This is a genomic window from Mesorhizobium sp. P2_B5 (genome assembly GCF_056404775.1).
The window spans coordinates 57,658-82,778 of sequence record NZ_JBFUDJ010000011.1 but is presented as its reverse complement, the minus strand read 5'-3'; the positions used below and the strand labels follow the sequence as shown (position 1 = coordinate 82,778).

At 64.1% G+C, this 25,121-nt stretch carries 21 protein-coding genes; 14 read left to right on the top strand and 7 right to left on the bottom strand.

All coding sequences use genetic code 11. From position 1 onward, the window contains the following. Positions 1-12: 12 nt before the first annotated feature. The 4 genes from AC1D1N_RS26590 to AC1D1N_RS26575 form a co-directional block, all read right to left on the bottom strand. Entirely contained in the window at positions 13-567 is a 555-nt protein-coding gene (locus AC1D1N_RS26590) for an HdeD family acid-resistance protein (RefSeq protein WP_112564910.1), read from the bottom strand. Between the two features lie 86 nt (positions 568-653). After that, entirely contained in the window at positions 654-1,208 is a 555-nt protein-coding gene (locus AC1D1N_RS26585; RefSeq protein WP_436259483.1) for a flavodoxin, read from the bottom strand. A 53-nt stretch (positions 1,209-1,261) separates the two neighbouring features. After that, positions 1,262-2,251, bottom strand: a complete 990-nt coding sequence (locus AC1D1N_RS26580) for an aldo/keto reductase (protein ID WP_477352021.1) — start codon at positions 2,249-2,251, stop codon at positions 1,262-1,264. A 38-nt stretch (positions 2,252-2,289) separates the two neighbouring features. After that, a complete protein-coding gene (locus tag AC1D1N_RS26575) occupies positions 2,290-3,453 on the bottom strand; it encodes an aldo/keto reductase (RefSeq protein ID WP_436261964.1) in 1,164 nt (387 codons plus the stop codon). A gap of 108 nt (positions 3,454-3,561) precedes the next feature. Between AC1D1N_RS26575 and AC1D1N_RS26570 the strand changes: the two genes are divergently transcribed. The 4 genes from AC1D1N_RS26570 to AC1D1N_RS26555 all read left to right on the top strand — a co-directional run bounded on the left by AC1D1N_RS26570 (position 3,562) and on the right by AC1D1N_RS26555 (position 9,575). Further along, the gene (locus AC1D1N_RS26570) at positions 3,562-4,452 is read left to right on the top strand and encodes a LysR family transcriptional regulator (protein ID WP_477352018.1); all 891 of its coding nucleotides are present in this window, start codon (positions 3,562-3,564) and stop codon (positions 4,450-4,452) included. 176 nt (positions 4,453-4,628) lie between these two features. Continuing rightward, positions 4,629-5,432, top strand: a complete 804-nt coding sequence (locus AC1D1N_RS26565; protein WP_477352168.1) for a MipA/OmpV family protein — start codon at positions 4,629-4,631, stop codon at positions 5,430-5,432. Positions 5,433-5,716: 284 nt separating this feature from the next. After that, complete coding sequence (ileS, locus tag AC1D1N_RS26560) at positions 5,717-8,692, top strand: isoleucine--tRNA ligase (protein ID WP_477352016.1); 2,976 nt, start codon at positions 5,717-5,719, stop codon at positions 8,690-8,692. Positions 8,693-8,891: 199 nt separating this feature from the next. Beyond that, the gene (locus tag AC1D1N_RS26555) at positions 8,892-9,575 is read left to right on the top strand and encodes a hypothetical protein (protein ID WP_112564914.1); all 684 of its coding nucleotides are present in this window, start codon (positions 8,892-8,894) and stop codon (positions 9,573-9,575) included. Between the two features lie 28 nt (positions 9,576-9,603). Here AC1D1N_RS26555 and AC1D1N_RS26550 read toward each other — a convergent pair whose 3' ends face one another. Continuing rightward, positions 9,604-10,056, bottom strand: coding sequence for a nucleoside deaminase (locus AC1D1N_RS26550; protein WP_477352014.1), 453 nt, complete (start codon positions 10,054-10,056; stop codon positions 9,604-9,606). 180 nt (positions 10,057-10,236) lie between these two features. On the opposite strand from AC1D1N_RS26550, the gene AC1D1N_RS26545 reads away from it, so the two are divergent. The 5 genes from AC1D1N_RS26545 to AC1D1N_RS26525 all read left to right on the top strand — a co-directional run bounded on the left by AC1D1N_RS26545 (position 10,237) and on the right by AC1D1N_RS26525 (position 16,997). After that, positions 10,237-12,363, top strand: coding sequence for a pseudouridine synthase (locus tag AC1D1N_RS26545; RefSeq protein WP_477352011.1), 2,127 nt, complete (start codon positions 10,237-10,239; stop codon positions 12,361-12,363). Between the two features lie 47 nt (positions 12,364-12,410). Next, on the top strand, positions 12,411-12,965 hold the full coding sequence (rsmD, locus tag AC1D1N_RS26540; protein WP_477352009.1) for a 16S rRNA (guanine(966)-N(2))-methyltransferase RsmD: 555 nt from the start codon (positions 12,411-12,413) through the stop codon (positions 12,963-12,965). A gap of 287 nt (positions 12,966-13,252) precedes the next feature. Next, positions 13,253-14,608, top strand: a complete 1,356-nt coding sequence (locus AC1D1N_RS26535) for a M16 family metallopeptidase (protein ID WP_477352007.1) — start codon at positions 13,253-13,255, stop codon at positions 14,606-14,608. Positions 14,609-14,709: 101 nt separating this feature from the next. Then, positions 14,710-16,128: a M16 family metallopeptidase gene (locus AC1D1N_RS26530; RefSeq protein WP_477352005.1), complete on the top strand. Its 1,419-nt coding sequence runs from the start codon at positions 14,710-14,712 to the stop codon at positions 16,126-16,128. Further along, entirely contained in the window at positions 16,125-16,997 is an 873-nt protein-coding gene (locus AC1D1N_RS26525) for a patatin-like phospholipase family protein (protein WP_477352003.1), read from the top strand. Before AC1D1N_RS26530 ends, AC1D1N_RS26525 begins: the two co-directional genes overlap by 4 nt. Positions 16,998-17,159: 162 nt before the next feature. On the opposite strand, the gene AC1D1N_RS26520 is transcribed toward AC1D1N_RS26525, so the two are convergent. Continuing rightward, positions 17,160-17,693: a dihydrofolate reductase family protein gene (locus AC1D1N_RS26520; protein ID WP_436259494.1), complete on the bottom strand. Its 534-nt coding sequence runs from the start codon at positions 17,691-17,693 to the stop codon at positions 17,160-17,162. Between the two features lie 273 nt (positions 17,694-17,966). On the opposite strand from AC1D1N_RS26520, the gene AC1D1N_RS26515 reads away from it, so the two are divergent. The 5 genes from AC1D1N_RS26515 (at position 17,967) to AC1D1N_RS26495 (ending at position 24,300) form a co-directional block, all read left to right on the top strand. Continuing rightward, positions 17,967-19,010 carry a LacI family DNA-binding transcriptional regulator gene (locus AC1D1N_RS26515; RefSeq protein ID WP_477352001.1) on the top strand — a complete coding sequence of 348 codons (1,044 nt, stop codon included), beginning with the start codon at positions 17,967-17,969 and terminating at the stop codon, positions 19,008-19,010. A gap of 69 nt (positions 19,011-19,079) precedes the next feature. After that, on the top strand, positions 19,080-20,321 hold the full coding sequence (locus AC1D1N_RS26510) for an ABC transporter substrate-binding protein (RefSeq protein WP_477351999.1): 1,242 nt from the start codon (positions 19,080-19,082) through the stop codon (positions 20,319-20,321). A 172-nt stretch (positions 20,322-20,493) separates the two neighbouring features. Then, positions 20,494-21,420, top strand: coding sequence for a carbohydrate ABC transporter permease (locus AC1D1N_RS26505; RefSeq protein WP_477351997.1), 927 nt, complete (start codon positions 20,494-20,496; stop codon positions 21,418-21,420). Then, the gene (locus AC1D1N_RS26500; RefSeq protein WP_477351995.1) at positions 21,420-22,277 is read left to right on the top strand and encodes a carbohydrate ABC transporter permease; all 858 of its coding nucleotides are present in this window, start codon (positions 21,420-21,422) and stop codon (positions 22,275-22,277) included. The genes AC1D1N_RS26505 and AC1D1N_RS26500 overlap by 1 nt, the downstream gene beginning before the upstream one ends. A 43-nt stretch (positions 22,278-22,320) precedes the next feature. After that, entirely contained in the window at positions 22,321-24,300 is a 1,980-nt protein-coding gene (locus AC1D1N_RS26495; RefSeq protein WP_477351993.1) for a glycoside hydrolase family 127 protein, read from the top strand. Between the two features lies 1 nt (position 24,301). On the opposite strand, the gene AC1D1N_RS26490 is transcribed toward AC1D1N_RS26495, so the two are convergent. Continuing rightward, a complete protein-coding gene (locus tag AC1D1N_RS26490; RefSeq protein WP_477351991.1) occupies positions 24,302-25,099 on the bottom strand; it encodes an endonuclease/exonuclease/phosphatase family protein in 798 nt (265 codons plus the stop codon). Positions 25,100-25,121 lie beyond the last annotated feature (22 nt).

Below are 25,121 nucleotides of genomic sequence, written 5' to 3'. Positions count from 1 at the left end.
GCGTCCGGCCGCCTACCTCTTCAAGGCCAGTCCGAGAGCGATGAAGCTCCAGCCCTGGAAGATCAGGTCGATGGCCAGGAACAGCCCGAGCACCCACAGGCTGTTGACGGGCCAGCCCATGGCGATGGTCAGGCCCGCCAGCACGCTGATCAGGCCCGCCGCGACGACCCAGCCCCAGCCATTTTCGGGCCGGTGGCTGTAGCCGACCCAGGCCCTGAGCGCGCCTGAGGCGACCAACGCCACCGCAAGCAGCAAGGTCAGCACCGTCGATGCCAGCAGCGGATTGTCGAAGGCAAAAAAGCCGGCAACCGCATAGAGCAGGCCGCTGAGCAGCCAATAGAAGAAGCGGCTCCAGCTCTTCACCCCGAAGGCATGCACGATCTCGATGATGCCGGCCATCAGCATCAGCCAGCCAACGACATAGACCGAGGCGACGGTGGCGATAAACAGATTGCCGAAGGCAATGCCGCCGAAAATGAGCAACAGCACGCCGAGCGCGACGAACCATCCCCATTTGTCTCGTGTCCGGCCGATCGCGTCTTTCAGGGTGTCACCGTGCAGGGTCATAGCCGCATCTCCTCGGAATTCGACGAGTGTCAAACCGCATTGCGGAGGTTAACGCCAACGATCTTGGCCGTCCAGCGAGTGGCCGACTACCTGACCTTGAGTGTCTCCAGCCATCCGGCGACACGCTCGATGGTCTGGCGTTCTTGCGGAGCCTGCATCGAAAACCCTTCCATCAGGCGCGCTCGAGGGGCGTGGCTGGCCAGAACGGCCTGGCTGTTGCCGAGGCCGAACCCGCCATGCGTGATGAACGGAATGATAGTCTTGCCCGCCAAGTCGTGGACCGTGAGGAAAGTGCGGATCAAGGGCGGCGCGGTTTCACCCCAGATTGGGAAGCCCAGAAACACCGTCGCATAGGATGCGGTGCTCGGAAGCAGCGCTTTGAGCGGCGGCCGGTCGTTTCGATCGCGTTCCTGCCGCGCTTGCTCGACGGTTTGGAAATAGTCGGCCGGGTAAGGTGTCGCTGGCGTGATCTCGAAGAGATCGGCCGGCAGCGCCCGGCTAAGCTGTCCGGCGATGACGCGGGTGTTGCCGCTCCTCGAAAAGAACGCCACCAGCGACTTGCCGTCCGAGCGGGGTGCTGCGGCTTCGGTCTGCGCGGCCGATGCACTCCCGGCCGCGAGCGGCAGCAACAGGGATGACATGAGAATCTTCCGCCTGGTTGGCTTTTGGTCATCGGTCACGGTGCAGATCCCGATCAGAGCCCGGTCATCTTGAGCGCGGCTTCTGGCAGACGTTCGCCCTGGACTTCGATCTTCGCCAGCGCGTCGGCGAGTTCCTGCAGATCTTGCAGGGTCAGCCTCACGTCGACCGCCCCAAGGTTCTCCTCAAGACGGTGACGTTTGGTGGTGCCCGGGATCGGCACGATCCAGGGCTTCTGGGCGAGCAGCCAGGCGAGCGCGACCTGGGCTGGCGATGCGCCTTTGCGCTCGGCCACGCTCCTCACGACATCGACCAGAGCCGTGTTGGCCTTGCGCGCCTCCGGCGAGAAGCGAGGCACATTGTTGCGGAAGTCGGTCGGGTCGAACTTGGTATTCTCGTCGATCTTTCCGGTCAGGAACCCCGCGCCCAATGGGCTGAACGGCACGAAACCGATGCCGAGCTCGTCGCAGACCGGCAACAATTCCGCTTCGACGCCCCGATAGAACAGCGAGTACTCGTTCTGCACCGCGGTGACCGGCTGGACTGCGTGCGCGCGGCGGATGGTCTGGACGCCCGCCTCCGAAAGCCCCCAATGGCTGACCTTACCCTGGGCGATCAGGTCCTTGATGGCGCCGGCGACGTCCTCGATCGGAACGTTCGGATCGACCCTGTGCTGGTAGAACAGGTCGATGCGGTCGGTTTTCAGGCGCTTGAGGCTCGCGTCCGCGACACGCTTGATGTGCTCGGGCCGGCTGTTGGTGCCGCCGCTGCGGGCACCGGTCTCAAGATCGATATCAAAGCCGAATTTGGTGGCTATGACGACCTGATCGCGGATCGGCGCGAGGGCCTCGCCGAGGAGCTCCTCGTTGGCGAAAGGCCCATAGGCCTCGGCGGTGTCGAAGAGCGTCACGCCCAGCTCGTGCGCGAGGCGGATCAGCCCGACCATTTCCGACTTGTTGGCTGGCGGCCCGTAAGCGGAGGTCATGCTCATGCAACCCAGGCCGAGGGCAGAGACCCGAAGGGTGCCAAGTGTTCTGCTTTTCATAACGAACTCCTGTGCGACTGTTGTGTGGAACTACCGGCTCAGCTCTTTTCCGGCGCTTCGACGCCGGAGTAGGCGAGCACGGCGTCGGGCAGGCGCGCGCCCTGCACCTTGATTGTGCCGACCGCGGCATTGAGTTCCGCAAGTTCCTCCGGCGTGAACCGGACTGAATCCGCGCCGATGTTTTCAAGCAGATGCGGCATCTGCGTCGTCCCTGGTATGGGAACGATCCACGGCTTCTGCGCCATCAGCCACGCGAGCGCCATCTGCGCGGGGGTCGCTTGCTTGTGCTTGGCCCAGCTCTTGATCAGCTCGACGAGCGCCAGATTGTGCGGCAGGTTCTCCGCCGAGAACCGGCCCTCGATCTTGCGGATGTCGCCGTCGGCGAACCGCGTTCTGGCGTCGATGGCGCCGGTCAGGAAGCTCACGCCGAGCGGGCTCCACGGGACGAAGCCAATGCCGAGTTCCCCGCAAAGCGGAAGCACTTCGCTTTCAGGCCCGCGCCATAGCATGGAGTATTCACTCTGGACGGCGGTGACCGGCAGCGCGGAGTGAGCGCGGCGGAGGGTGCTCAGTCCCATCTCGGACAGTCCCCAATGCAGAACCTTGCCCTGGTCCATAAGACTCTTCACGGCGCCGGCAACATCCTCGATCGGCACGTCCGGATCGACCCGATGCTGGTAGAGCAGATCAACGCGATCAGTGCGCAGGCGCTTGAGCATGCCCTCGACCGCCAGCTTGATGTGGTCCGGGCGGCTGTTCAGCCCCGGATGCCGCTCGCCTGTCTCCAGGTCGATGTTCCAGCCAAACTTCGAGGTGATCACCACGCGGTCTCGGAACGGCGCGACACCCTCGCCAAGGATCCGCTCGACTTCATGCGGGCCGTAGGCCTCGGCGGCGTCGTAGAACGTGACACCGCGATCGAACGCGGTCCGGATAATGTTGATCATCTCGGGGCGGGTCGGGATTGTCGTCTGATAGGTCCGGCTCATGTTCTGGACGCCAAGGCCGAGGCTGGAGACTTCCAGCGAGGCCAGCTTCCGCCGCCCGCTGAGTGCAGCAGTGCTGTTGACGGCTGTCGGTTGAGCCGTCTCCTGGGCTGGCGCCTGGGAACCGGCAGCCAAAAGAAGCGGCGTCGCTGCGAGACTTCCTGCCGCGCTCAAAAACCCGCGGCGTCCCATCCTGAACATTCGCTCGTTTTCCATGCCTGATCTCCTTCTCCGTTGCTGCTGCCAAGAAGATAGGGTCTGTGGCATCATGCGAAAACCTGCTATAATGCGCATGAGCCTGTTAGTTGGACTAACAAATACATCATGCAGAATTTCAACGACCTTGCCGCATTCGCGATGGTCGCACGGGAACGGAGTTTCACCCGCGCGGCAGCCAAACTAGGGGTATCGCCTTCGGCGCTCAGTCAGACCGTCCGCAACCTTGAGGAGCGGATCGGGCTCAGGCTACTGACGCGGACCACACGGAGTGTGGCACCCACCGAAGCCGGTGGCCGCCTTTTGCGCACGTTGAGCCCAAGGTTCGAGGAGATCGAGGCAGAACTGGCCACCTTGAACGAGCTGCGTGAGAAACCGGCCGGAACGGTCCGCATCACCACTGGTGAGCACCCGGCGATCTCCGTGCTGCAGCCAGCGCTCAAGCGGTTCCTGCCGGACTATCCCGATGTCCAGGTTGAGATCATCATCGACTACGGCCTGACGGACATCGTCGCCGAGGGTTATGACGCCGGCGTCCGCATGGGCGAGCAGGTGGCGAAGGATATGGTGGCTGTCCGTATCGGGCCGGACATCCGCATGGCCGTGGTCGGTTCGCCGAAATATTTTGAGCGCTTTCCGGTCCCGCAAACCCCGCAGGACCTGACCACGCACAAATGCATCAACATGCGGCTGCCGACATATGGCGGGCTGTTTCCGTGGGGGCTCGAGAAGGACGGGCGCGAGGTGAAGGTGCGTGGCGACGGCCAATTGGTCTTTAACAATCTTGGCATGCGGCTGAGTTCAGCACTGGACGGGTTGGGGGTCGCCTATATGCCTGAGGATCAAGTGATTCCGCACATTGCCGAAGGACGGCTTATCCGGGTGCTGGAGGAATGGTGCCCGTACTTTCCAGGTTATCATCTGTACTACCCAAGCAGGCGTCACACTTCGCCGGCTCTTTCCCTGCTGATAGACGTTCTGCGTCAACGGGGCAGTTGAGCAAGCGGGCCGGATGGTGGCTTGTCCGCCTACTGCGATTACCGCACATCGTTCGCTGCATATCAAAGCAGTCCGGTAGCAATGTTACAGATTTTAAGTCAAATTTTACCGAACACGGGCCATGGCTTTTGGCGCTGCCCGGTGTTCTCTCTGTTTTGTTTCGCGTATGGGTGATGATGCGTATTGTCAGGACGATTCCGCTGCTTCTCGTCTCCGGGCTGCTCACCGTGTCCACAGCCAACGCAGGTGAGGGGACCTTCGGTTGGCTGTCGGGCGACTGGTATCTGACGCTTGGTGCCACCGGCATGGTCGCGCCGAAATTCGAGGGCGCCAACAGTCTTCTGCTCAGCGCCACGCCGATCATCTCACTGGGCAAGGTCGGCCCCGCCGCCCGCTTCACCTCGCGCAATGACAACATTTCGCTGGCATTGGTCGACGATGGCGGCGTCCGCGCCGGCCTGACCGGAAAGTTCCTGTTTTCGCGCAGCAGCAAGGATGAGCTGAAAGGGCTCGACCCGGTGCGCTGGGGCGGCGAGGTCGGCGGTTTCTTCGAATTCTACCCGACGGACTGGCTGCGCGCCCGCGCCGAACTGCGCCACGGCATCCGTGCCCATGACGGCTTTGTCGCCGACATCGCCGCCGATGCGTTTTACGATGTGACGCCGACGGTCAGGATTTCGGGCGGCCCGCGCGTGTCGTTCGCCTCGTCGGGCTATTTCGACTCCTATTACGGCGTCAACGCCAAGGAGGCTGCAGCCTCGGGCCTCAGGGAATACCATCCCGGCGGCGGCCTGAAATCGACCGGCCTCGGCGGCGCCATCACTTGGAAGGTGACGGAGCCGATGACCGCCAGCCTGTTCGGCGAATATGCGCGCCTGATGGGCCCGGCCGCCGATTCCAGCCTGGTCAAGGAGCGCGGCCAGCGCGACCAGTTCACGGTCGGCGTCTCGACCACCTACCGTTTCAACTTTTCAATGTAGGCGATTTCCGCGCTTTATTCCTGCCGTGGCTTCGGCTAAAAGCCCAGCCATGACCAGCTTTTCGCGCCTTTTCGCGATCGCGATACGAATTACAGGCCCGGTGTTCCGGGTGGCCTGAGCGCCGCCGGAGCCGCCGGGAGTTTCTGCGCGCCCCCTCGCGCTTTTTCCAGAACATCAACGCATATCGCCCAAAAGTGGGTCCGGTTTTGGGAAAATGATATGCGTCAACCGAAGACTTCACGCCCGAGCTTCGATGCCGCCGGGCAATGCACATGGCAGACCAAATGACCGACACTGTTGAAACGATCGACTATTCCAAGACGCTTTATCTGCCGCAGACGGATTTCCCGATGCGCGCCGGCTTGCCGGAGAAAGAGCCGCTGCTGGTCAAGCGTTGGCAGGACATGGATCTTTATCGCAAGCTGCGCGAGACGGCCGCCGGCCGCGAAAAATACGTGCTGCATGACGGCCCGCCCTACGCCAACGGCAACATCCATATCGGCCATGCGCTGAACAAGATCCTGAAGGACGTCATCACCCGCTCGTTCCAGATGCGCGGCTACGACGCCAATTATGTGCCGGGCTGGGACTGCCATGGCCTGCCGATCGAATGGAAGATCGAGGAACAATACCGCGCCAAGGGCAAGAACAAGGACGAGGTGCCGGTCAACGAATTCCGCAAGGAATGCCGCGACTTCGCCGCGCACTGGATCTCGGTCCAGGGCGGCGAGTTCCAGCGCCTTGGCGTCGTCGGCGACTTCAAGAATCCCTATACGACGATGGCTTTCCACGCGGAGTCGCGCATCGCCGGCGAGCTGTTGAAATTCGCCATGTCGGGCCAGCTCTATCGCGGCTCAAAGCCGGTGATGTGGAGCGTGGTCGAGCGCACCGCTCTGGCCGAGGCCGAGGTCGAATACCAGGACTATGAGAGCGATACGATCTGGGTGAAATTCCCGGTCGCCAGCCTTGCTCGCCCGGTCATCGGCGCCGAGGACGCGCAGGCGGCGGCGCTGTCGGAATCCTCGCTTGACCTGCTCGAGGCCCATGTCGTCATCTGGACAACGACGCCCTGGACGCTGCCCGGCAACCGCGCCGTCAGCTATTCGCCGCGCGTCGCCTATGGCCTCTACACGGTGACGGCGGCCGAGAATGCCTTCGGCCCGCAGCCCGGCGAGAAGCTGATCTTCGCCGATGCGCTGGCCGAGGACGCGGCGGCAAAAGCCAAGGTCACGTTGACTCGGCTTCACAGCGTCTTAAGCGAACAGTTTGGAAGCCTTACGCTTTCGCATCCTTTCAGGGGGCTGGGCGGCGGCTATGAATTCCCCGTGCCAATGATCGCCGGCGACCATGTCACCGACGACGCCGGCACGGGTTTCGTCCACACCGCGCCCAGCCACGGCCGAGAGGACTTCGACGCCTGGACGGATGCGGTGGCCGAGCTGCTCAAGCGCGGTATCGACACCGCGATCCCGTTTCCCGTCGACGATGGCGGCTTCTTCACCAAGGACGCGCCGGGTTTCGGCCCGGACCGCGAGGGCGGCGCCGCGCGCGTCCTCGACGACAACGGCAAGAAGGGCAATGCCAACCAGGCGGTGATCGACGAGCTGATCAAGCGTAACGCGCTGTTCGCGCGAGGCCGGCTCAAGCACTCCTATCCGCATTCCTGGCGTTCGAAGAAGCCGATCATCTTCCGCAACACGCCGCAATGGTTCGTCTACATGGACAAGGACCTCGGCGACGGCACGACGCTGCGCAGCCGGGCGCTGAAGGCCATCGACGACACGCGCTTCGTGCCGGCGGCCGGCCAGAACCGCATCCGCGCCATGATCGAGGAGCGCCCCGACTGGGTGCTGTCGCGCCAGCGCGCCTGGGGCGTGCCCATCGCCGTCTTTGCCGACGAGGATGGCAACGTGCTGAAGGACGAAGCGGTCAACCAGCGCATCATGGACGCCTTCGAACAGGAAGGCGCCGACGCCTGGTTCGCGGCCGGCGCCAAGGAGCGCTTCCTCGGCAATAACGATGCCTCCAAATGGAAGCAGGTGATGGACATCCTCGACGTCTGGTTCGATTCGGGCTCGACGCATGTCTTCACGCTGGAAGACCGTCCGGACCTGAAATGGCCGGCCGACGTCTATCTCGAAGGCTCCGACCAGCATCGCGGCTGGTTCCACTCCTCGCTGCTCGAAAGCTGCGGCACCAGGGGCAGGGCGCCCTACGACACCGTCGTCACCCATGGCTTCACCATGGATGAGGAGGGCCGCAAGATGTCGAAGTCGCTCGGCAACACCGTCGTGCCGCAGGACGTCATCAAACAGTCCGGCGCCGATATCCTGCGGCTGTGGGTGGTGACGACAGACTATTGGGAAGACCAGCGGCTCGGCAAGAACGTGCTGCAGACCAACATCGACGCCTACCGCAAGCTCCGCAACACCATCCGCTGGATGCTGGGCACGCTCGCCCATGACGATGGTGAGGAGGTGCCGCTGGAAAAGATGCCGGAACTGGAGCGGCTGATGCTGCACCGGTTGGCCGAGCTGGATGAGGTCGTGCGCTCGGGCTACGACGCGTTCGAGTTCAAGCGCATCACCCGCACTTTGCTCGACTTCATGGTGGTCGAGCTGTCGGCCTTCTATTTCGACATCAGGAAGGACGCACTCTATTGCGACGGACCTGCCAGCGTGAAGCGCAAGGCCTCGGTGCAGGTGGTGCGCCACCTCTTCGACTGCCTGGTGAAATGGCTGGCGCCGATGCTGCCTTTCACCATGGAAGAAGCCTGGCTCGACCGTCATCCCGATGCCGTTTCGCTGCATCTCGACCAGTTCCCTGAGATTCCGGCCAACTGGAAGAATGAGGCGCTGGCGGAGAAATGGCGCAAGGTGCGGCAGGTCCGCCGTGTCGTCACCGGCGCCCTCGAGATCGCGCGTGCACAGAAGGTTATTGGCGCATCGCTGGAAGCCGTGCCCGTCGTGACCCTCGACGATGCCGCGCTTGAAGCCGCAATCGCCGATGTCGACATGGCCGAAATGGCGATCACCAGCGATCTCATCATCGCCCATGGCAAGGCGCCGGAAGGCGCCTTTGCACTCGACGATGTCAAAGGTGTCGCCGTCGTGGTCGAAAAGGCCGAGGACCGCGGCTTGGTCAAATGCGCGCGCTCGTGGCGCTATACGGCCGATGTCGGGCAGGATGCGGAATTCCCCGACGTTTCGGCCCGCGATGCCGCGGTGCTGCATGAGCTGCAGGCTTTGGGACGTTTGTGAGTCCATAAGCCGGTGCATAGAAGCCACGCCGGGTGGGCGAAAACCGCCCGCGCGTTGCCCTTAACGAGTGGTTGAGGTAAACACGCGAAACTCCGGAAGACAAATTGTCGCCGGATTTCCGTCGCAAGAGCGTGGACGATGGGGACCGGACCTTTGGCCGGTGACGATCGAGAGGCTGTCTAGAGTGGGACTTTTTGGCATGACCGACAGAACTTCCGTGCGCGTTGCGCTGCTGGCGCCGCTTGTCGCGTCCGGCCTCGCTCTGTCCGGCTGCATGAGTTCGCCCACCTACGGCACCGACAAGACGGCTGGCGAGCAGCTTGCTGGCGACCTGTCCGGCGCCTTTTCAATCTCGCCGAAGCGTAAGCAACAGATCGACTACAAGCCCCGTCCGGAGCTGGTGAAGCCCGCGCCAGGGCAAAAGGAAGTGCTGCCGGCGCCGCAGGAAAGCATCGAGACGGCGAGCACTGATTGGCCCGAATCGCCCGAGCAGCGCCGCGCCCGTCTGCGTGCCGACGCCACCGCCCACCAGGATGATCCGTCCTATCAGTCACAGATTGTCGATGATGTGCAGACCGATCCGGCCTCGGTGAAGAAGGCGTTGGCGGATTCGGCCTCGAGCCACCCGCCACGCTGGTCGCCGGCGGATTCGGACAAGGGCCGCGCCGCCGAAATCCAGCGCCGTACGGCAGAAGGCAAGCAGGGCGATCCCACCACCCGCAAATATCTGAGCGAGCCGCCTCTGGCCTATCGCGCCGCCGCCGACACCGCGCCGCAGGGCGAACTCGGCGAGGACGAATACAAGAAGGAACGCCGCCTCAAGAAAGAGGCAGCCGCCAAGAGCAAGAGCGGCGGGCTCTTCGACTGGCTGCCTTCCTGGTAGGGATTCCGCCCGCCATCATTGGCGGGGCCTACGTCTCGCGCCTTTCCCGAAAGAATTCCTTGAGCAGCAAGGCCGCATCGGCTTCGGCCATGCCCGGATAGATATCGGGCATATGGTGGCAGGTCGGTGAGGCGAAGAAGCGCACGCCGTTGACCACCGCGCCGCCCTTCTCGTCGGCCGCGCCGAAATAGAGCCGGCGCAGCCTGGCGAAGGAAATGGCGCCGGCGCACATGGCGCAGGGCTCCAGCGTCACATAGAGGTCGTGGCCTATCAGCCGCTCGCTGGAGAGCTTCTGGCAGGCCGCGCGGATCGCCAGCATTTCGGCATGCGCCGTCGGATCGGCAAGTTCACGGGTACGGTTGCCGGCGGATGCCACCACGGTGTCGCCGCTGACGATGACGGCGCCGACGGGAACTTCGCCGCGCAAGGCGGCGGCTTGCGCCTCTTTCAGCGCCAGCGCCATGAAATCCGGCCGCTTCACGCGGTTTGCATCCTGATTATCTCCTCGCCACTTAGCTGTGATCCTGTTATGGAGCGCGTCAACCCGAACATCGGAACAGATTTTCGGAAATGATCATGCGCCACATCAAAGTGCTATAGCGTTCGTTGCGCGCCCCAAAGGATGCGCCACGCTGTAGCAGCGCAAACGGACAAAGGCCACATGGACGACAACGACAAGAAATCCCCGCGCCACAAAGGCCCGGGCAAAAGCGGTCCGAGAGCCGCGGGGCCGCGCCGTGATGGCGCCGCCAGCAAAGGCGGCAAGCCTTCCTTCGGGGCCAAGAAACCTTATGCGCCACGCGGTGCCCGGCCGGCAGCGGCTGAAGGCGAGCGGCCGAAGCGCGACTTCAAGAGCGGCGACCGGCCATTCAGCAAGGGGCCGCGTCCCGAAGGCAAGCCTTTCGAAAAGCGCGAAGGTCCGCGCAAACCTTACGCACCGCGCGGCGACCGGCCGATGGCGGCCGATGGCGAGCGGCCGAAGCGGGATTTCAAGAGCGGCGACCGGCCGTTCAGCAAGGGTCCGCGCCCGGAAGGCAAGTCGTTCGAAAAGCGCGAAGGGCCGCGCAAGCCCTATGCGCCGCGTGGCGACCGGCCGATGGCGGCCGATGGCGAACGACCGAAGCGGGATTTCAAGAGCGGCGATCGGCCGTTTAGCAAAGGGCCGCGTCCCGAAGGCAAGCCTTATGAAAAGCGCGAAGGTCCGCGCAAGCCCTACGCACCGCGCGGTGATCGGCCTGCGGCCGCCGAAGGCGAAAAGCGTTTCGACCGGCCAAAGCGCGATTTCGGCGATCGTCCGCAGCGCGACGCCGGAGATCGGCCCAAGCGTGACTTCGCGGATCGCCCCAAGCGCGATTTCGGTGGTGACCGGCCGCAAGGCGCATCCGGCAGCGGCTTCAAGCCGAGACCGCGCGCCGTGGAGACGGAAGAAGCCGGCGAGCGTATCGCCAAGCGGCTGGCCCGCGCCGGCCTGGCTTCGCGACGCGATGCCGAGGATCTGATCGCGGCCGGCCGCGTCAAGGTCAACAACCGGGCTTTGACCTCGCCGGCCTTCAACGTCATGCCCGGCGACATCATCCATCTCGACGGCATGGAAATTCCGCCGATCGAGCGCACAAGGCTGTTCCTGTTCCACAAGCCGGCCGGGGTCGTCACCACCAACCGCGACCCCGAGGGCCGCAAGACCGTGTTCGACGTGCTGCCCGCCGAATTGCCGCGGCTGATGACGATCGGCCGGCTCGACATCAACACTGAAGGCCTGCTGCTGCTCACCAATGATGGCGGTCTGTCGCGTGTGCTCGAACTGCCTGCCACCGGCTGGCTGCGCCGTTACCGCGTGCGCGTTCATGGCAAGGTCGAGGAAAGCATGCTCGCGGGCCTGCGTGAAGGCATTGCCGTCGACGGCGTCTTCTATGGCGCCATCGAGGCGACGCTCGACCGTGAGCAAGGCACCAACGCCTGGCTGACGATCGGCCTGCGCGAAGGCAAGAATCGGGAAGTGAAGAACATCCTTGGTTCGCTCGGCCTCGACGTGACGCGGCTGATCCGCATCTCCTACGGGCCGTTCCAGCTCGACGACCTCGCCGAAGGCCATGTGCTGGAGATCAAGGGCCGCGTCTTGCGCGACCAGCTCGGCGAACGCCTGATCGAGGATTCCGGCGCCAATTTCGACGCCGAGATCACCAAGCCGTTCTCCAACCAGCCGGTGAGGCGTGAGCGCGAAGTGGAGCCCGAACGGCCGAAATTCACTCGCGAGGGCGACCGCCGGCCGATCGGCGAGGGCGGTCTGATCAAGAACCGCAAGCGCCGCGAGGGCAGTCGCGACGAGGCGCTGGGCAAGCTGTCGACCAGCCCCGAAAGAGGCGCTGCGCCGGCAAAGAGCTTTGGCGAACGTGGCCCGAGGCCCGAGCGTAGCGAGTTTCGCGACAAGCCACGTGGCGATTTCGGCGACAAACCGCGCAGTGGCTTTGGCGATAAACCCCGTGGCGCCTTTGGCGACAAACCGCGTGGCGGCAAAAAACCCGAGCGCGAGCAGCGGCCGATCGAGCCGCCGGGCCAGCGCAAGGCTAATGTCTGGATGGCGCCGGGCGCGCGTCCGATCGGCAAGGGCAGGGCGGAAGCCGATGCCGCCAAGGCGGCCGACGCCAAGGCGCGCAAGGCTTCGTTCAAGCCATCCTATGGCAAACCGGGCGGCGCAAAACCGTTTGGCAAGCCGCGCGGCGAGCGTCCGGATGGCGGTCGCGGCGGTGAGCGGCCGCGCAATGGTCCCAAGGGTCCCCGGACCAGATGAGAGCCGGACCAGAATGAGACGCGTATTTGAATGAGATCCGGGCTTAAATGAGAATCGTCGGCGGCCAGTTTCGCGGGCGTCCGTTGGCGACGCCGCGCGACCATGCCATCCGCCCGACCACCGACCGCGCCCGCGAGGCCGTGTTCAACGTATTGGCGCACCGCTTCGCCGACAAGCTCAAGGGCGCGCGAGTGCTCGACCTGTTCGCCGGGACGGGCGCGCTCGGCCTCGAAGCGCTGTCGCGCGGCGCCTCCTATGGCGTCTTCATCGAAGAATCGGCGGAAGGGCGCGGCCTGATTCGCACCAATGTCGAAGCCTTTGGCCTCACCGGCCGCACCAAGATCTTTCGCCGCGACGCGACTGCCTTGGGCGAGGCCGGCACGCTTGCCGCCTTTGGCCTGATCTTCGCCGATCCGCCCTATGGCAAAGGTCTCGGCGAACGCGCACTGCGTTCGGCCAAGGCAGGCGGCTGGCTGCTGCCCGGCGCGCTTTGCGTGGTCGAAGAAGCCGCCTCGGCGCCCTTCGAGGTTGGGCCCGAATTCTCGGTGGTTGATGAGCGCAACTACGGCGAGACGGTGATCCGGTTCATCGAGGCTGGGTAATTAGGCTCCCCCTTCTCCCCTTGTGGGAGAAGGTGGCCGAGCGAAGCTCGGTCGGATGAGGGGTGTTGGAAGGATCGCTGCTTTGGAGGTTAAGTGTTGAAAATCGCTTACATTTTCCTTCGTTGAGTTTCTTCCGGCACCCCTCATCCGTCTCGGCGCTACGCGCCGATCCACCTTCTCCCACAAGGGGAGAAGGAAGAAACAGCGCCTTCAAAATGACGCACAATTCACTTTGCCTCGGTGGCTAACCTTGCCTATCGTCGCGCGATAACAAACCGGAGCCATTGATGACACTTCATACTGAATGGCTGCGGAGAGCGTTGCTCGCCACCGCGCTGACCGTGGCCGGCCCGGCGCTGGCCGCGGACGACGGCAAGGTAGCGAACTTCCTGCTCGACAACGGCATGGAGGTGGTGGTCATCCCCGATCATCGTGCCCCGATCGTCACCCATATGGTGTGGTACAAGATCGGCAGCGCTGACGAACCGCCAGGCAAGTCCGGCATCGCGCATTTCTTCGAACACCTGATGTTCAAGGCCACGACCAACCACGCCGCGGGCGAGTTCGACCGCGCCATCTCGGACATAGGCGGCTCCAACAACGCATTCACGTCCTATGACTACACCGCCTTTCACGAGACGGTGACGCCCCCGGCGCTCGAACAGATGATGAGTTTCGAGGCCGACCGCATGCGCAACCTGATCTTGACCGACGAGGTCATCAAGACCGAACGCGACGTGATCCTGGAGGAGCGCCGCTCGCGCATCGACAGCAACCCCGAGGCCGTGCTCGACGAGGAGGTCGACGCGACACTCTGGCAGAACCAGCCCTACCGCATTCCTGTCATCGGCTGGATGCAGGAGATGGAACAGCTGAACCGCACCGATGCGGTTGCCTTCTATGACAAGTATTACCGCCCCAACAATGCCGTGCTGATCGTTGCCGGCGATGTCGAGCCGGATGCGGTGAAGGCGCTGGCCGAAAAGACCTACGGCAAGGTCGCACGCGGCCCGGATCTGCCGCCGCGCATCCGCCCGGTCGAGCCCGAGCAGAACACCAGGCGCACGGTGACGCTCACCGATGCGCGCGTTTCGGTGCCGAGCTTTTCGACGCAATGGGTGGTTCCGTCCTACCACACCGCAAAACCCGGCGAGGCCGAGGCGCTCGACCTGTTGGGAGAGATCCTTGGCGGCGGCAGCCGCAGCCGGCTCTACCAGCAGCTGGTGGTCAAGCAGGGCATCGCATCGGGGACCGGCGCCTTCTTCCAGGGAACCATGCTCGACGCCACCAATTTCACCGTCTATGGCGCGCCGCGCGGCGACGCCAAGCTGAGCGACGTCGAGGCGGCCGTCGACGCCGAGATCGCCCGCATCATCAAGGACGGCGTCACCGCCGACGAGTTGGAGAAGGCCAAGGCCCGCTACATCAGGGCCCTGATCTTCGCCCGCGACAAGCAGGACGAGATGGCCAATCTCTACGGCGCCGAGCTCGCCACCGGCGGTAATGTGAAGGACATCGAGGAATGGCCGGACCGCATTCGCAAGGTCACCGCCGATGATATCAAGGCGGTCGCCGCACGCTATTTGCTGCTCGACCGTTCGACCACCGGCTATCTCTTGCCGCAGCAACAGGCGGGGAATTGATGATGAGCCTGGTTTCGACAAGCATGCGCGAGATTCCTTCTGCCCGCCAGGCTCCCCCTTCTCCCCTTGTGGGAGAAGGTGGCCGAGCGAAGCTCGGTCGGATGAGGGGTGCTCCAGCTTGGCAAAGACGGCGATCCGTCACTCACCCCTCATCCGTCTCGGCGCTGCGCGCCGATCCACCTTCTCCCACAAGGGGAGAAGGTAAGGCCCTCCGCGCCTTCACCACCCTGTTCCTCGCCATCCTCTTCCTCATCCTGCCGGCGCTTGCCGCGCGCGCGATGGACATCCAGCAGATGACCTCGTCAAAGGGCATCAACGCTTGGCTGGTGGAGGATCACTCCATTCCGATCATCGCCATTCGCTTCGTCTTCGATGGTGGCTCGACGCAGGATCCGGCCGGCAAGGAAGGGCTGGTCAATCTGATGACCGGCCTGTTCGACGAGGGCGCCGGCGACCTAGACAGCGAGACCTTTCAGACCAGGCTTGACGATGCCGGCGCCGAAATGGGCTTCGACGCGGCGCGCGACGGCACCTATGGCTCGATGCGCATGCTGGCCGAGCAGAAGGATGCGGCCTTCGACCTGCTCAGGCTGGCGGTTACCAGCCCGCGCTTCGACCAGGCGCCGATCGACCGCATCCGCTCCCAGATCTTGTCCGGCATCATCGCCAGCGAGCGCGACCCCAACACCGTCGCCCAGACCAAATGGCTGCGCGCCATCTATGGCGAACATCCCTACTCCCGGCCGGACCAGGGCACCAAAGACAGCATCGCCACCATCACTGCGGCGGATCTGGCTGCCTTCCACAAGGCCAATTTCGCCCGCAACGGCCTGCATGTTGCGGTGGTCGGCGATATCGACGCCGCGACGCTGAAACGAAAGCTCGACGACGTGTTCGGCGATCTGCCGGAAAAGCAGCTGCTGCGGCCGGTCGCCGATACCGAACTGAAGCTTGGCCAGCAGCTGGAGGTCGATTACGACCTGCCGCAGACCTCGCTGCAGTTCGCCTATCCCGGCGTGAAGCGCGATGCGCCGGATTTCTTCCCGGCGGTACTGATGAACCAGATTCTCGGTGGCGGCACCTTCACCTCGCGCCTCTATGACGAGGTACGCGAAAAGCGTGGCCTTGCCTATAGCGTCGATTCCAACCTGGTCGATCACCAGCATTCCAATGCGTTGATCATCACCACGGCGACGCGTTCGGACCGCGCGGCAGAGACGCTTGGCATCGTCAAGGACGTGGTCAAGAAGATGGCCGAGGAGGGGCCGACAGAGGCCGAACTGGACGCAACCAAGAAATACATGGTCGGCTCCTATGCCATCAGCAATCTGGATTCTTCCAGCGCCATTGCCGCGACCCTGGTGGAATTGCAGCTCGACCATCTCGGCATCGACTACGTGCAGCGCCGTGAGGCGCTCATCAACAGCGTAACGCTCGATCAGGTCAAGGCAGCGGCGAAGAAGCTGCTGACGCCGCCCCCCGCGATCATGAGCATCGGCCCGAAGCTGGAGGCCAAATGACAGGTCCCACTTTCGGCATCGCCTTTGGCGGCGGCGGCGCTCGCGGCCTGGCTCACATCCACATCGTCGAGGCGCTGGACGAGCTCGGCATCAAGCCGGTGGCCATCGCCGGCTCCTCGATCGGCGCCATCATGGGCGCCGGCATGGCCTCTGGCATGAGCGGCAAGGACATCGAGGACTATGCCCGTTCGATCCTGAGCCGTCGTGCCGAGGTCGCAGCGCGCATGTGGCGCTCCCGGCCGGGTACCATCGCCGAGGCCATGCAGGGCGGCATCCGCGTCAGCCAGTTCAACATCGAGCGCATCCTGAAGGCCTTCCTGCCCGAAGCCATTCCCGAAACCTTCGCCGACCTTCAGATCCCGCTCAAGGTGACGGCGACCGACTATTTCGGCCACAAACTGGCCGTCTTCGAAGATGGCGACCTGCATTCGGCACTCGCCGCCTCGGCTGCCATACCCGCGGTGTTCCGCCCGGTGACGCGCGACGACCGCGTGCTGATCGACGGCGGCATCTACAATCCGGTGCCGTTCGACCTGATCGAAAACGCTGCCGACATCATTATCGCCATCGATGTCGTCGGCGCGCCGAGCGAAGCCGAGCGCAAGCATCCGACCACCGTCGACCTGATGTACGGCGCCACGCAGTTGATGATGCAGTCGATCATCGCCCACAAATTGAAGCAGAATCCTCCCGACATACTGATCCGCCCCAACGTGTCGAAGTACCGCGTGCTCGATTTCATGAAGATCGACACGCTGATGGCCGAGACGAAGGAGATCAAGGACGAGCTGAAGCGCGAGGTGGAGAGGGTGGTGGAAGCTAGGGAACGCGCCAGCACCAAGGGGAAGCGGGGAAAGAAGGCTGGGTGAGGCTGCAATCTCCCCCCTTGAGGGGGAGATGGCCGGCAGGCCAGAGGGGGTCGGTTCGACTGGATACGACCTCCTTGCGACAGATGAGGTGGGCGCTTTACGCGCAGCGACCCCCTCTGTCGCCTTCGGCGACATCTCCCCCTCAAGGGGGGAGATCAGCCTTCACGTCCCCGCCGCATATTCCAGCGCCACCACGCCATTGCTGAACGTCATGGCTGAGATCGGCTCCAGCGCCACAGGCATATCGGTCGGAAACAGCTTCTTGCCCTCACCGACAGTGCCGGGGTAGCTCAGCAGCCTGACGCGGTCGACCAGGCCGTGGCGCAGCAATTCCTGCGCGACGCTGAGGCTGCCATGCACATAGATGTTGCCGCCGCTGCCTTGCTTCAGCTTGCTCACCGCTTCCGGCAAGGAACCCGTAAGCAATTCCGCCGGCCCCCAGTCCAGCGCCTTCAGGCTGGTCGAGGCGACAAATTTCGGCAGCCCGTTGAAGCGGTCTGCAAAGTCACCGGTCTCGCTCGGCCAGGAGCCGGCGAAAATCTCATAGGTCGTGCGCCCCAACAGCATGGCGCCGCTGTCGGCAAGCTCGTCCTCCTTGAACCTCTGCATTTCATCGTTCCAGGTCACTTTGGGCAGCTTCTCGACCTCGGCAATGCCGTCGACGCTGATGAATTCGGTGACGATCAATTTTCGCATGGCGTTCTCCTTCTTTGCTCAGAGGACGGATGGCGCTGAGCCGATGCTACACGCTTCGAAAAAAGTTACGCGGCGCGTTGTCGATAACGAATCCGCTGTTCGCCGAACGCGATCATCGCCTAGCCTTTCCCACTTGCCATACCTAAATCCTTCCCCTAATCTCCTTTGAGAAAACCTTTTCCCAAATCGCCCCGCAGCCGCTGACTTCACCCGTCATCACTCTACTGGGCAACAAGAGAAAACCTTTTCTCAGCTAAGGGTCCGCCGCGTACCATGTCTTCTGACGCCCCGCCCGCCAAGACACCGGTCACCCTGCGTGAGGTGGCGTCCGCCGCCGGCGTCAGTGTGGCGACGGCGTCGAAGGCGCTGAACGGGCAGGGGCGCATGACGGCACAGACGCGCGAGCGCATTCGTGAGACGGCGCAGCGGCTCGGGTTCCGGCCGAACAGCCTGGCACAGAGCCTGTTGCGCAAGCGCTCCTTCACCGTCGGGCTGCTCACCAACGATACTTACGGTCGCTTCTCGCTGCCGCTGATGGCCGGCGTCTCCGATGCGCTGGTCGATGCCGGCGTCTCGGTGTTCCTGTGCAATGTCGAGGACGACCAGCGGCTCGGCCAGCTGCATGTCGAGGCCATGCTCGACAAGCGCGTCGACGGCATCATCGCCACCGGCAAGCGCATCGATCGCCACCTGCCGGTCGACCTCGCCAATTTGCGCATCCCGGTGATCTACGCCTTTACCCAGCCCGATCCCGACGCCATCGGCTTCGTCTCCGACGATGCCGGCGGCGCGCGGCTGGCGGTCGAGCAGTTTTGCGCGCTCGGGCGCCGGCGCATCGCCCATGTCAGCGGTCCTGCGAGCTTCGCCGTGGTGCATGAGCGCGCCCGGGCCTACCGCGAGGTGCTGACCGAGCATGGCCTGCCGGTTGCCGAGCCGCTGCTCGGGCATTGGTCGGAGGCCTGGGGGCACGAGGCGGTCGCAAGACTGTTCGACGGCAAGTCGGGCAGGGGGGAGAAACCCGACGCCGTCTTCTGCGGCAACGACCAGATCGCGCGCGGCGTCATCGATGCGCTGCGCGAGCGCGGCATCGGCGTGCCCGGCGATGTCGGCGTCATCGGTTTCGACAATTGGGAGATCGTGGCGGAAGCGACGCGGCCGCCGCTGACCTCGGTCGACATGAACCTTTCAGCGCTTGGCCGCGAGGCCGGGCTTGCGCTGCTTTCGCTCGTCGGCGGCCAACCGGCCGCGCCGGGCATCCGAAAACTGCCGTGCCGGCTGGTGGTGCGTCAGTCATGCGGCAGTCCACCAGGCGGCTAGGAGAACGCGCGGCGCGATCTGGGAGAGCGCCGCAATAGGGAGGAGAACAGAACCATGAGGAGGAGAACCATGAAGACCATGATTGCCGGGCTTGCCCTTGCCGCGAGTATTTTCGCTATGCCCGCCATGGCCGCCGACACGGCCAATATCTGGGTGCGTGCCGACGGCTCGAATTTCATGCCGCGCATCGTCGATGCCTTCAACAAGGCGCATGAGAACCAGATCAAGCTCGACATCATCCCCAATGCCGAGATCATTCCGAAGTATGGCGCCGCGGCCGCCGGCGGCACTGCGCCCGACGCGCTGTCACTCGACCTGATCTACACGCCGGCCTTTTCCGCCGCCGGCCAGCTGGAGGACATCACCGACTGGGCGAAGTCGCTGCCCTATTTCGCCAGCCTGTCGCCGGCGCACGTCAAGACCGGCACCTACAAGGGCCACATCTACGGCCTGCCGTTCTCGGCTGATAGCTCGGTGCTGATCTGGAACAAGAAGCTGTTCAAGCAGGCCGGGCTCGACCCCGAGAAAGGCCCGACCAACTGGGCCGAAATCGAAGCCGACGCCGAGAAGGTCAACGCGCTCGGGGGCGACATCAAGGGCTTCTATTTCTCCGGCAATTGCGGCGGCTGCAACATCTTCACCTTCACACCGCTGGTCTGGGCTTCGGGCGGCGACATCCTCTCCGAGGACGGCTCCAAGGCGACGCTGGACAGTCCGCAATTGCGCGGCGCCATCGACCTCTACCGCTCGATGGTCAAGAAGGATCTGGTGCCGGCCGGCGCGCAGACCGACACTGGCTCCAACTTCTTTGCCGCCTTTGCCGCCGGCAATATCGGCATCTCGCCCTCCGGCGCCTTCGCCATCGGCGCGCTCAACACGCAGTATCCTAATGTCGACTACGGCGTCACCTTCCTGCCGGGCAAGGATGGCGCCTGGTCGTCCTTCGCCGGCGGCGACAATTTCGTCGTCACCAAGGGCACCACAAAGCTCGCCGTGGTGAAGGAGTTTCTCGACTTCGCCTATTCGCTGGAGGGCCAGACCATCCTCGCCAAATACGGCAGCCTGCCGGTGCGCGGCGACATCGCCAAGGAGGCGCTGAAGGATCTCGACCCGCGCTACCAGATCGCCGCCGAAGCCATGGCCAAGGGCCGCACGCCCTATTCGGTGGTGTTCAACGATTTGATCAACTCCGCCAACGGCCCGTGGACGCAGATGGTCAACGAGGTCTTCTTCGGCGACGATGTCGACGGCGCCATAGCAAACGCGCAGGAGACCATGCAGTCGATCATCGACCAGGCGCCGCAGAAATAGCGCCGCCCTCAACCTCCCCCTTGAGGGGAGGTCGGACCCGAAGGGTCCGGGTGGGGTCGCCTGCGAAGTGCTCGGCCTTTCTGTCGGCGCACTGCGCAGAGGACCCCACCCCCGGCCTTCGGCCGGACCCTCCCCTCGAGGGGGGAGGGGGACGCCGCAACTGGAGCATCGCATGACCACCATCGCAGCAACCTCCGCCGCGGCGCGCCCGCGAAAACTGGTCGGCGCCGGGCGCCGGCAGTGGATCGGCTTGCTCTATGTCGCGCCGGCCGTGGCGCTGGTCGTCGTGTTCTTCATCATCCCGCTCGGCATGACGGCGTGGATGTCGTTGCACAACTGGCCGCTGATGGGCGAGCACAGCTACATCGGCCTCGATAATTATTGGGCGATCCTGCGCGACACCAGGTTCTGGAATGCTCTGCGCTTCACCGGCCTCTACACGGTGGTGGTGACGATCGCGATCTTCGCCGTCGCCTTTCCGCTGGCGCTGTTCATCGAGCGTCCCCGGCGGCTCACCGGCTTCTACCGCACGTCCTTCTTCATGCCGGCTGTCATTGGCTTTGCTTCGGCGAGCCTGCTCTGGTCGTGGCTTTTGAATGTCGATTCCGGCCTGTTCAGCCCGGCCGCCTTCGACCTCGGCCTGACCGGGAAGAAATTCAACCTTCTGGCCACCTTCCAGCCGGCCTTCTGGTCGATCATTGCCATGGTCGTGTGGAAGGTGGCGGGCTTCACCATGATCATCCTGATGACTGGCCTGCAGTCGATCCCGACCGATCTGCAGGAAGCCGCGATGATCGATGGGGCAGGGCCGTTCGCGCGCTTTCGCGCCATCACGTTGCCGCTGATGCGCCGCACCCTGGCGCTGGCGCTGATCCTGTCGGTGGCGGGCTCCATCCTCGCCTTCGACCAGTTCTACATCATTCTGCGCGGCGGCCCGCGCAATCAGACGCTGACCGCCGTCTACTGGATATTCAACCAGTCCTTCGTGTCGTTCAAGCTGGGCTATGGCGCAGCTCTGTCGATGATCCTGCTCGCCATCCTGGTCGCGCTCAGCACGTTCCAGCTCTGGCTGCTGCGTAAGCCCGAGGGGGTCGACTGATGGCGCAGGCAAGAAGCCGCAAAAGCCGCTTGCGCCTCGGCATCGCCGAGCACGCGACCGGCGTGATCGCCTCGGTGCTGTTCCTGGCGCCGATCGTCTGGACGGTGCTGTCGGCCTTCAAGCCGTCGCAGGAGGCGCGCCTGCCGCCGCTGCCGCCCTGGCCGACCACCGGTTTTTCGGTCGAAAATTACGGCACGCTCAACACCTTCGGCGACGGGCTGTGGCTGCCGGCGCAAAACAGCCTCTATGTGTCCGTCATGACGGTGGTGTTTTCCGTCATCGTCAGCGTGCTGGCCGGCTACGGCTTCTCGCGCTTCCGCTTTCCGTTCAAGGACCTGCTCTTTGTCGTCATCCTGTCGACGATCATGATCCCGTTCCAGTCGATCCTGACGCCGATCTTCCTGGTGCTGACCAAGGTCGGCCTGCACAACACGCTGACCGGGCTGGTCTTCGTCTATGTCACGCTGCAGCTGCCGTTCTCGATCTTCATGATGCGCAACGCCTTCGACGCGGTGCCGCGCGAGATCGAGGAGGCCGCCCGCATGGACGGCGCCAACAATCTCACCATGCTGCTGAAGGTGATGCTGCCTTTGGTCTGGCCCGGCATCGTCACCATCGCGCTGTTCGCCTTCCTCGGCGCCTGGAACGAGTTCCTGGCCGCCCTGGTGCTGATGACCGACCAGTCAAAATTCACGCTGCCGATCATGATGACAGCACTTCAGTCCGGCCGCTTCGGCGCCATCGACTGGGGCGCCGTGCAGGCCGGCGTCACCGTGATGATGGTGCCTTGCCTGATCCTCTTCCTGTTGCTGCAGCGCTTCTACATACGCGGCCTGATGGCCGGCGCCGTGAAGTGACCCGCAGTGAAATGACAATGACGAAATCGAACGGAGCCAGCCGATGACCGCACACAGATCCGCCGCCCGGAAGTCCGGCAAACTGAGCCTCGCCTTCCGCCCGCTGCCGGTGCCGCAGGTCGACGTACGCGGCTTCTGGGGCGACCGCGTCGATGCGGTGGCGTCGCGCACCGCCGACATCCTCTACGAGCGCTGCGTCGAAGCCCGCATGCTGGAGCAGATCGATCCGGACCGGCCGTCGCCCGGGCTCGTCATCCCCTTCCATTCGCCGTCGCCCGACGAGGCGGCCACGCCTGGCTTCACCGGCTCGACGGTGACAACGCAGATGTTCTGGGATTCCGACTGGGGCAAGACCATCGAGACCGCCGCCTATTCGCTCTACCGCCGCCGCAACGAGCGGCTGGAGAAAAACATCGACGCCGTCATCGACATGTACGAAAAGCTGCAGCAGCCAGACGGCTATCTGTCCTCCTGGTACCAGCGCATCCAGCCCGGCCTGCGGTGGACCAATCTGCGCGACTGCCACGAGCTCTACTGCGCCGGTCATCTGATCGAGGGCGCGGTCGCCTATTTCCAGGCCACCGGCAAGCGCAAGCTGCTCGACATCCTATGCCGCTATGCCGACCATATCGCCGACACGTTCGGGCCAGAGCCGGGCAAGCAGAAAGGTTATTGCGGTCATGAGGAGATAGAGCTGGCGCTGGTCAAGCTGTCGCGGGCGACCGGCGAGCGGAAATACATGGAGCTGGCGAAATATTTCATCGACCAGCGCGGGCAGCAGCCCCATTATTTCGACGAGGAGGCGCGTGCGCGCGGCGCCGACCCGAAAGCCTATCATTTCAAGACCTACGAATACAATCAGTCGCACAGGCCGGTGCGCGAGCAGGACAAGGTCGTCGGTCATGCGGTCAGGGCGATGTACCTCTATTCCGGCATGGCCGACATCGCCACCGAATGTGGCGACGATACGCTGCGGGTAGCACTCGACCGGCTCTGGGACGATCTCGCCACCAAGAGCCTCTACGTCACCGGCGGCCTAGGGCCGTCGGCGCACAATGAAGGCTTCACCAGCGACTACGACCTGCCCAACGAAACCGCCTATGCCGAGACCTGCGCCTCGGTAGGGCTGGTGTTCTGGGCCAGCCGCATGCTCGGCATGGGCCCCAACGCCCGCTACGCCGACATGATGGAGCGGGCGCTCTACAACGGCTCGATCTCCGGCCTGTCGCTCGACGGCTCGCTGTTCTTCTACGAAAACCCGCTGGAAAGCCGGGGCAAGCACAATCGCTGGAAATGGCACCGCTGCCCCTGCTGCCCGCCCAATATCGGCCGCATGGTGGCGTCGATCGGCAGCTATTTCTACAGCCTGGCCGACGATGCGCTGGCTGTCCACCTCTATGGCGACTCGACGGCGCGTTTCGACATCGCGGGCACGCCGGTCAGCCTCGTCCAGACCAGCAACTATCCCTGGGACGGTGCGGTCTCGATCCGGGTCGAACCGGATGCTCCCGTTGAGTTCACGATGCATCTGCGCGTGCCGTCCTGGTGTCGCAAGGCGACGCTGAAGGTCAACGGCGCGTCTGTCGACCTCGATGCCGCGTCGAAGGATGGCTACGCGGCGATCCGGCGCGAGTGGCAAAAGGGCGACCGCATCGAACTCGACCTCGACATGACGATCTCGCGCCTGTTCGCCAACCCGCAGGTGCGGCAGGACATCGGCCGCGTAGCACTTGCGCGCGGGCCGTTGATCTACTGCGTTGAAGAGACCGACAATGCCGGCCAACTGCACCGCATCACCTTGCCCCGCACGGCTGAGATCGAGGCGCATCCCGAGCCGAACCTTCTCGGCGGCGTCGTCACCCTCTCGGCCACCGTCGATCGCGAAGCGGCGGAAAACTGGGACAACGGCCTCTACCGCACCGAGGCGCCAGCCGTCGAGCAGGCGAAGCTCAAGGCTGTGCCTTATTATGCCTGGGACAATCGTGACCCCGGCGAGATGGTGGTGTGGTTGCGGGACGGGTGAGTTACAAGCTCACAAAAGCCGTCAGCGGCAGGTGATCCGACGCCACCCGCGACAGCGGCGTGTCATGGGCTTCCACCGACGAAACCATGCCATGCCGGTTGGCCATGATGCGGTCGAGCGCCAGCACCGGCAGGCCTGAGGGAAAAGTCGGAACCGCCGGCGGCGGGGCAAAGGTGGTGTGCAGCGTGTTCAGCGCTGAGCGGTTGCCCAGACGCCATTCGTTGAGGTCGCCGAGTAACAGGGTCGGCCTTTCATCCTGGCTGCTCATAATGTCGAGCACGACGCGGGCCTGTTCGGAGCGCGAGCGGCGCAGCAGGCCGAGATGGGCGGCAATGACGCGCAGCGTGCGCGTTTCGTCGAGGTCGATCTCGGCCACCAGCGCGCCGCGCGGCTCCAGCCCCGGCAGCTTGATCTGATGCACGTCGCGCACCGTGCCGCGCTTGAACAGAAGCACATTGCCGCGCCAGCCATGGCCCTTGCCGTTTCCCGAAACCGGCACCGGCACCAGCCCGGTTTCATGTTCGATCCGGGCGAGATCGAGCAGCCCGGCGCGGTCGCCGAAGCGGTTGTCGGCCTCCTGCAGCGCGATGACGTCGGGGCCGATCTCGCGGATGACGCGCGCCGTCCGCTCGGGGTCGAACCGGCGGTCGGTGCCAATGCATTTGTGGACATTGTAGGAAGCGACCACCATCTGGGCGCCGTCGACGCGCTTGCGCGGCGTCGCGTTCGCCTTGCGCGCTTTCCTGCCGCGGATCGACAGGAGCACGGTTTCAGGAAGGCTGCGTCCGTTTATGTCCATGGGCCTGCGTTCAATCTGTCCT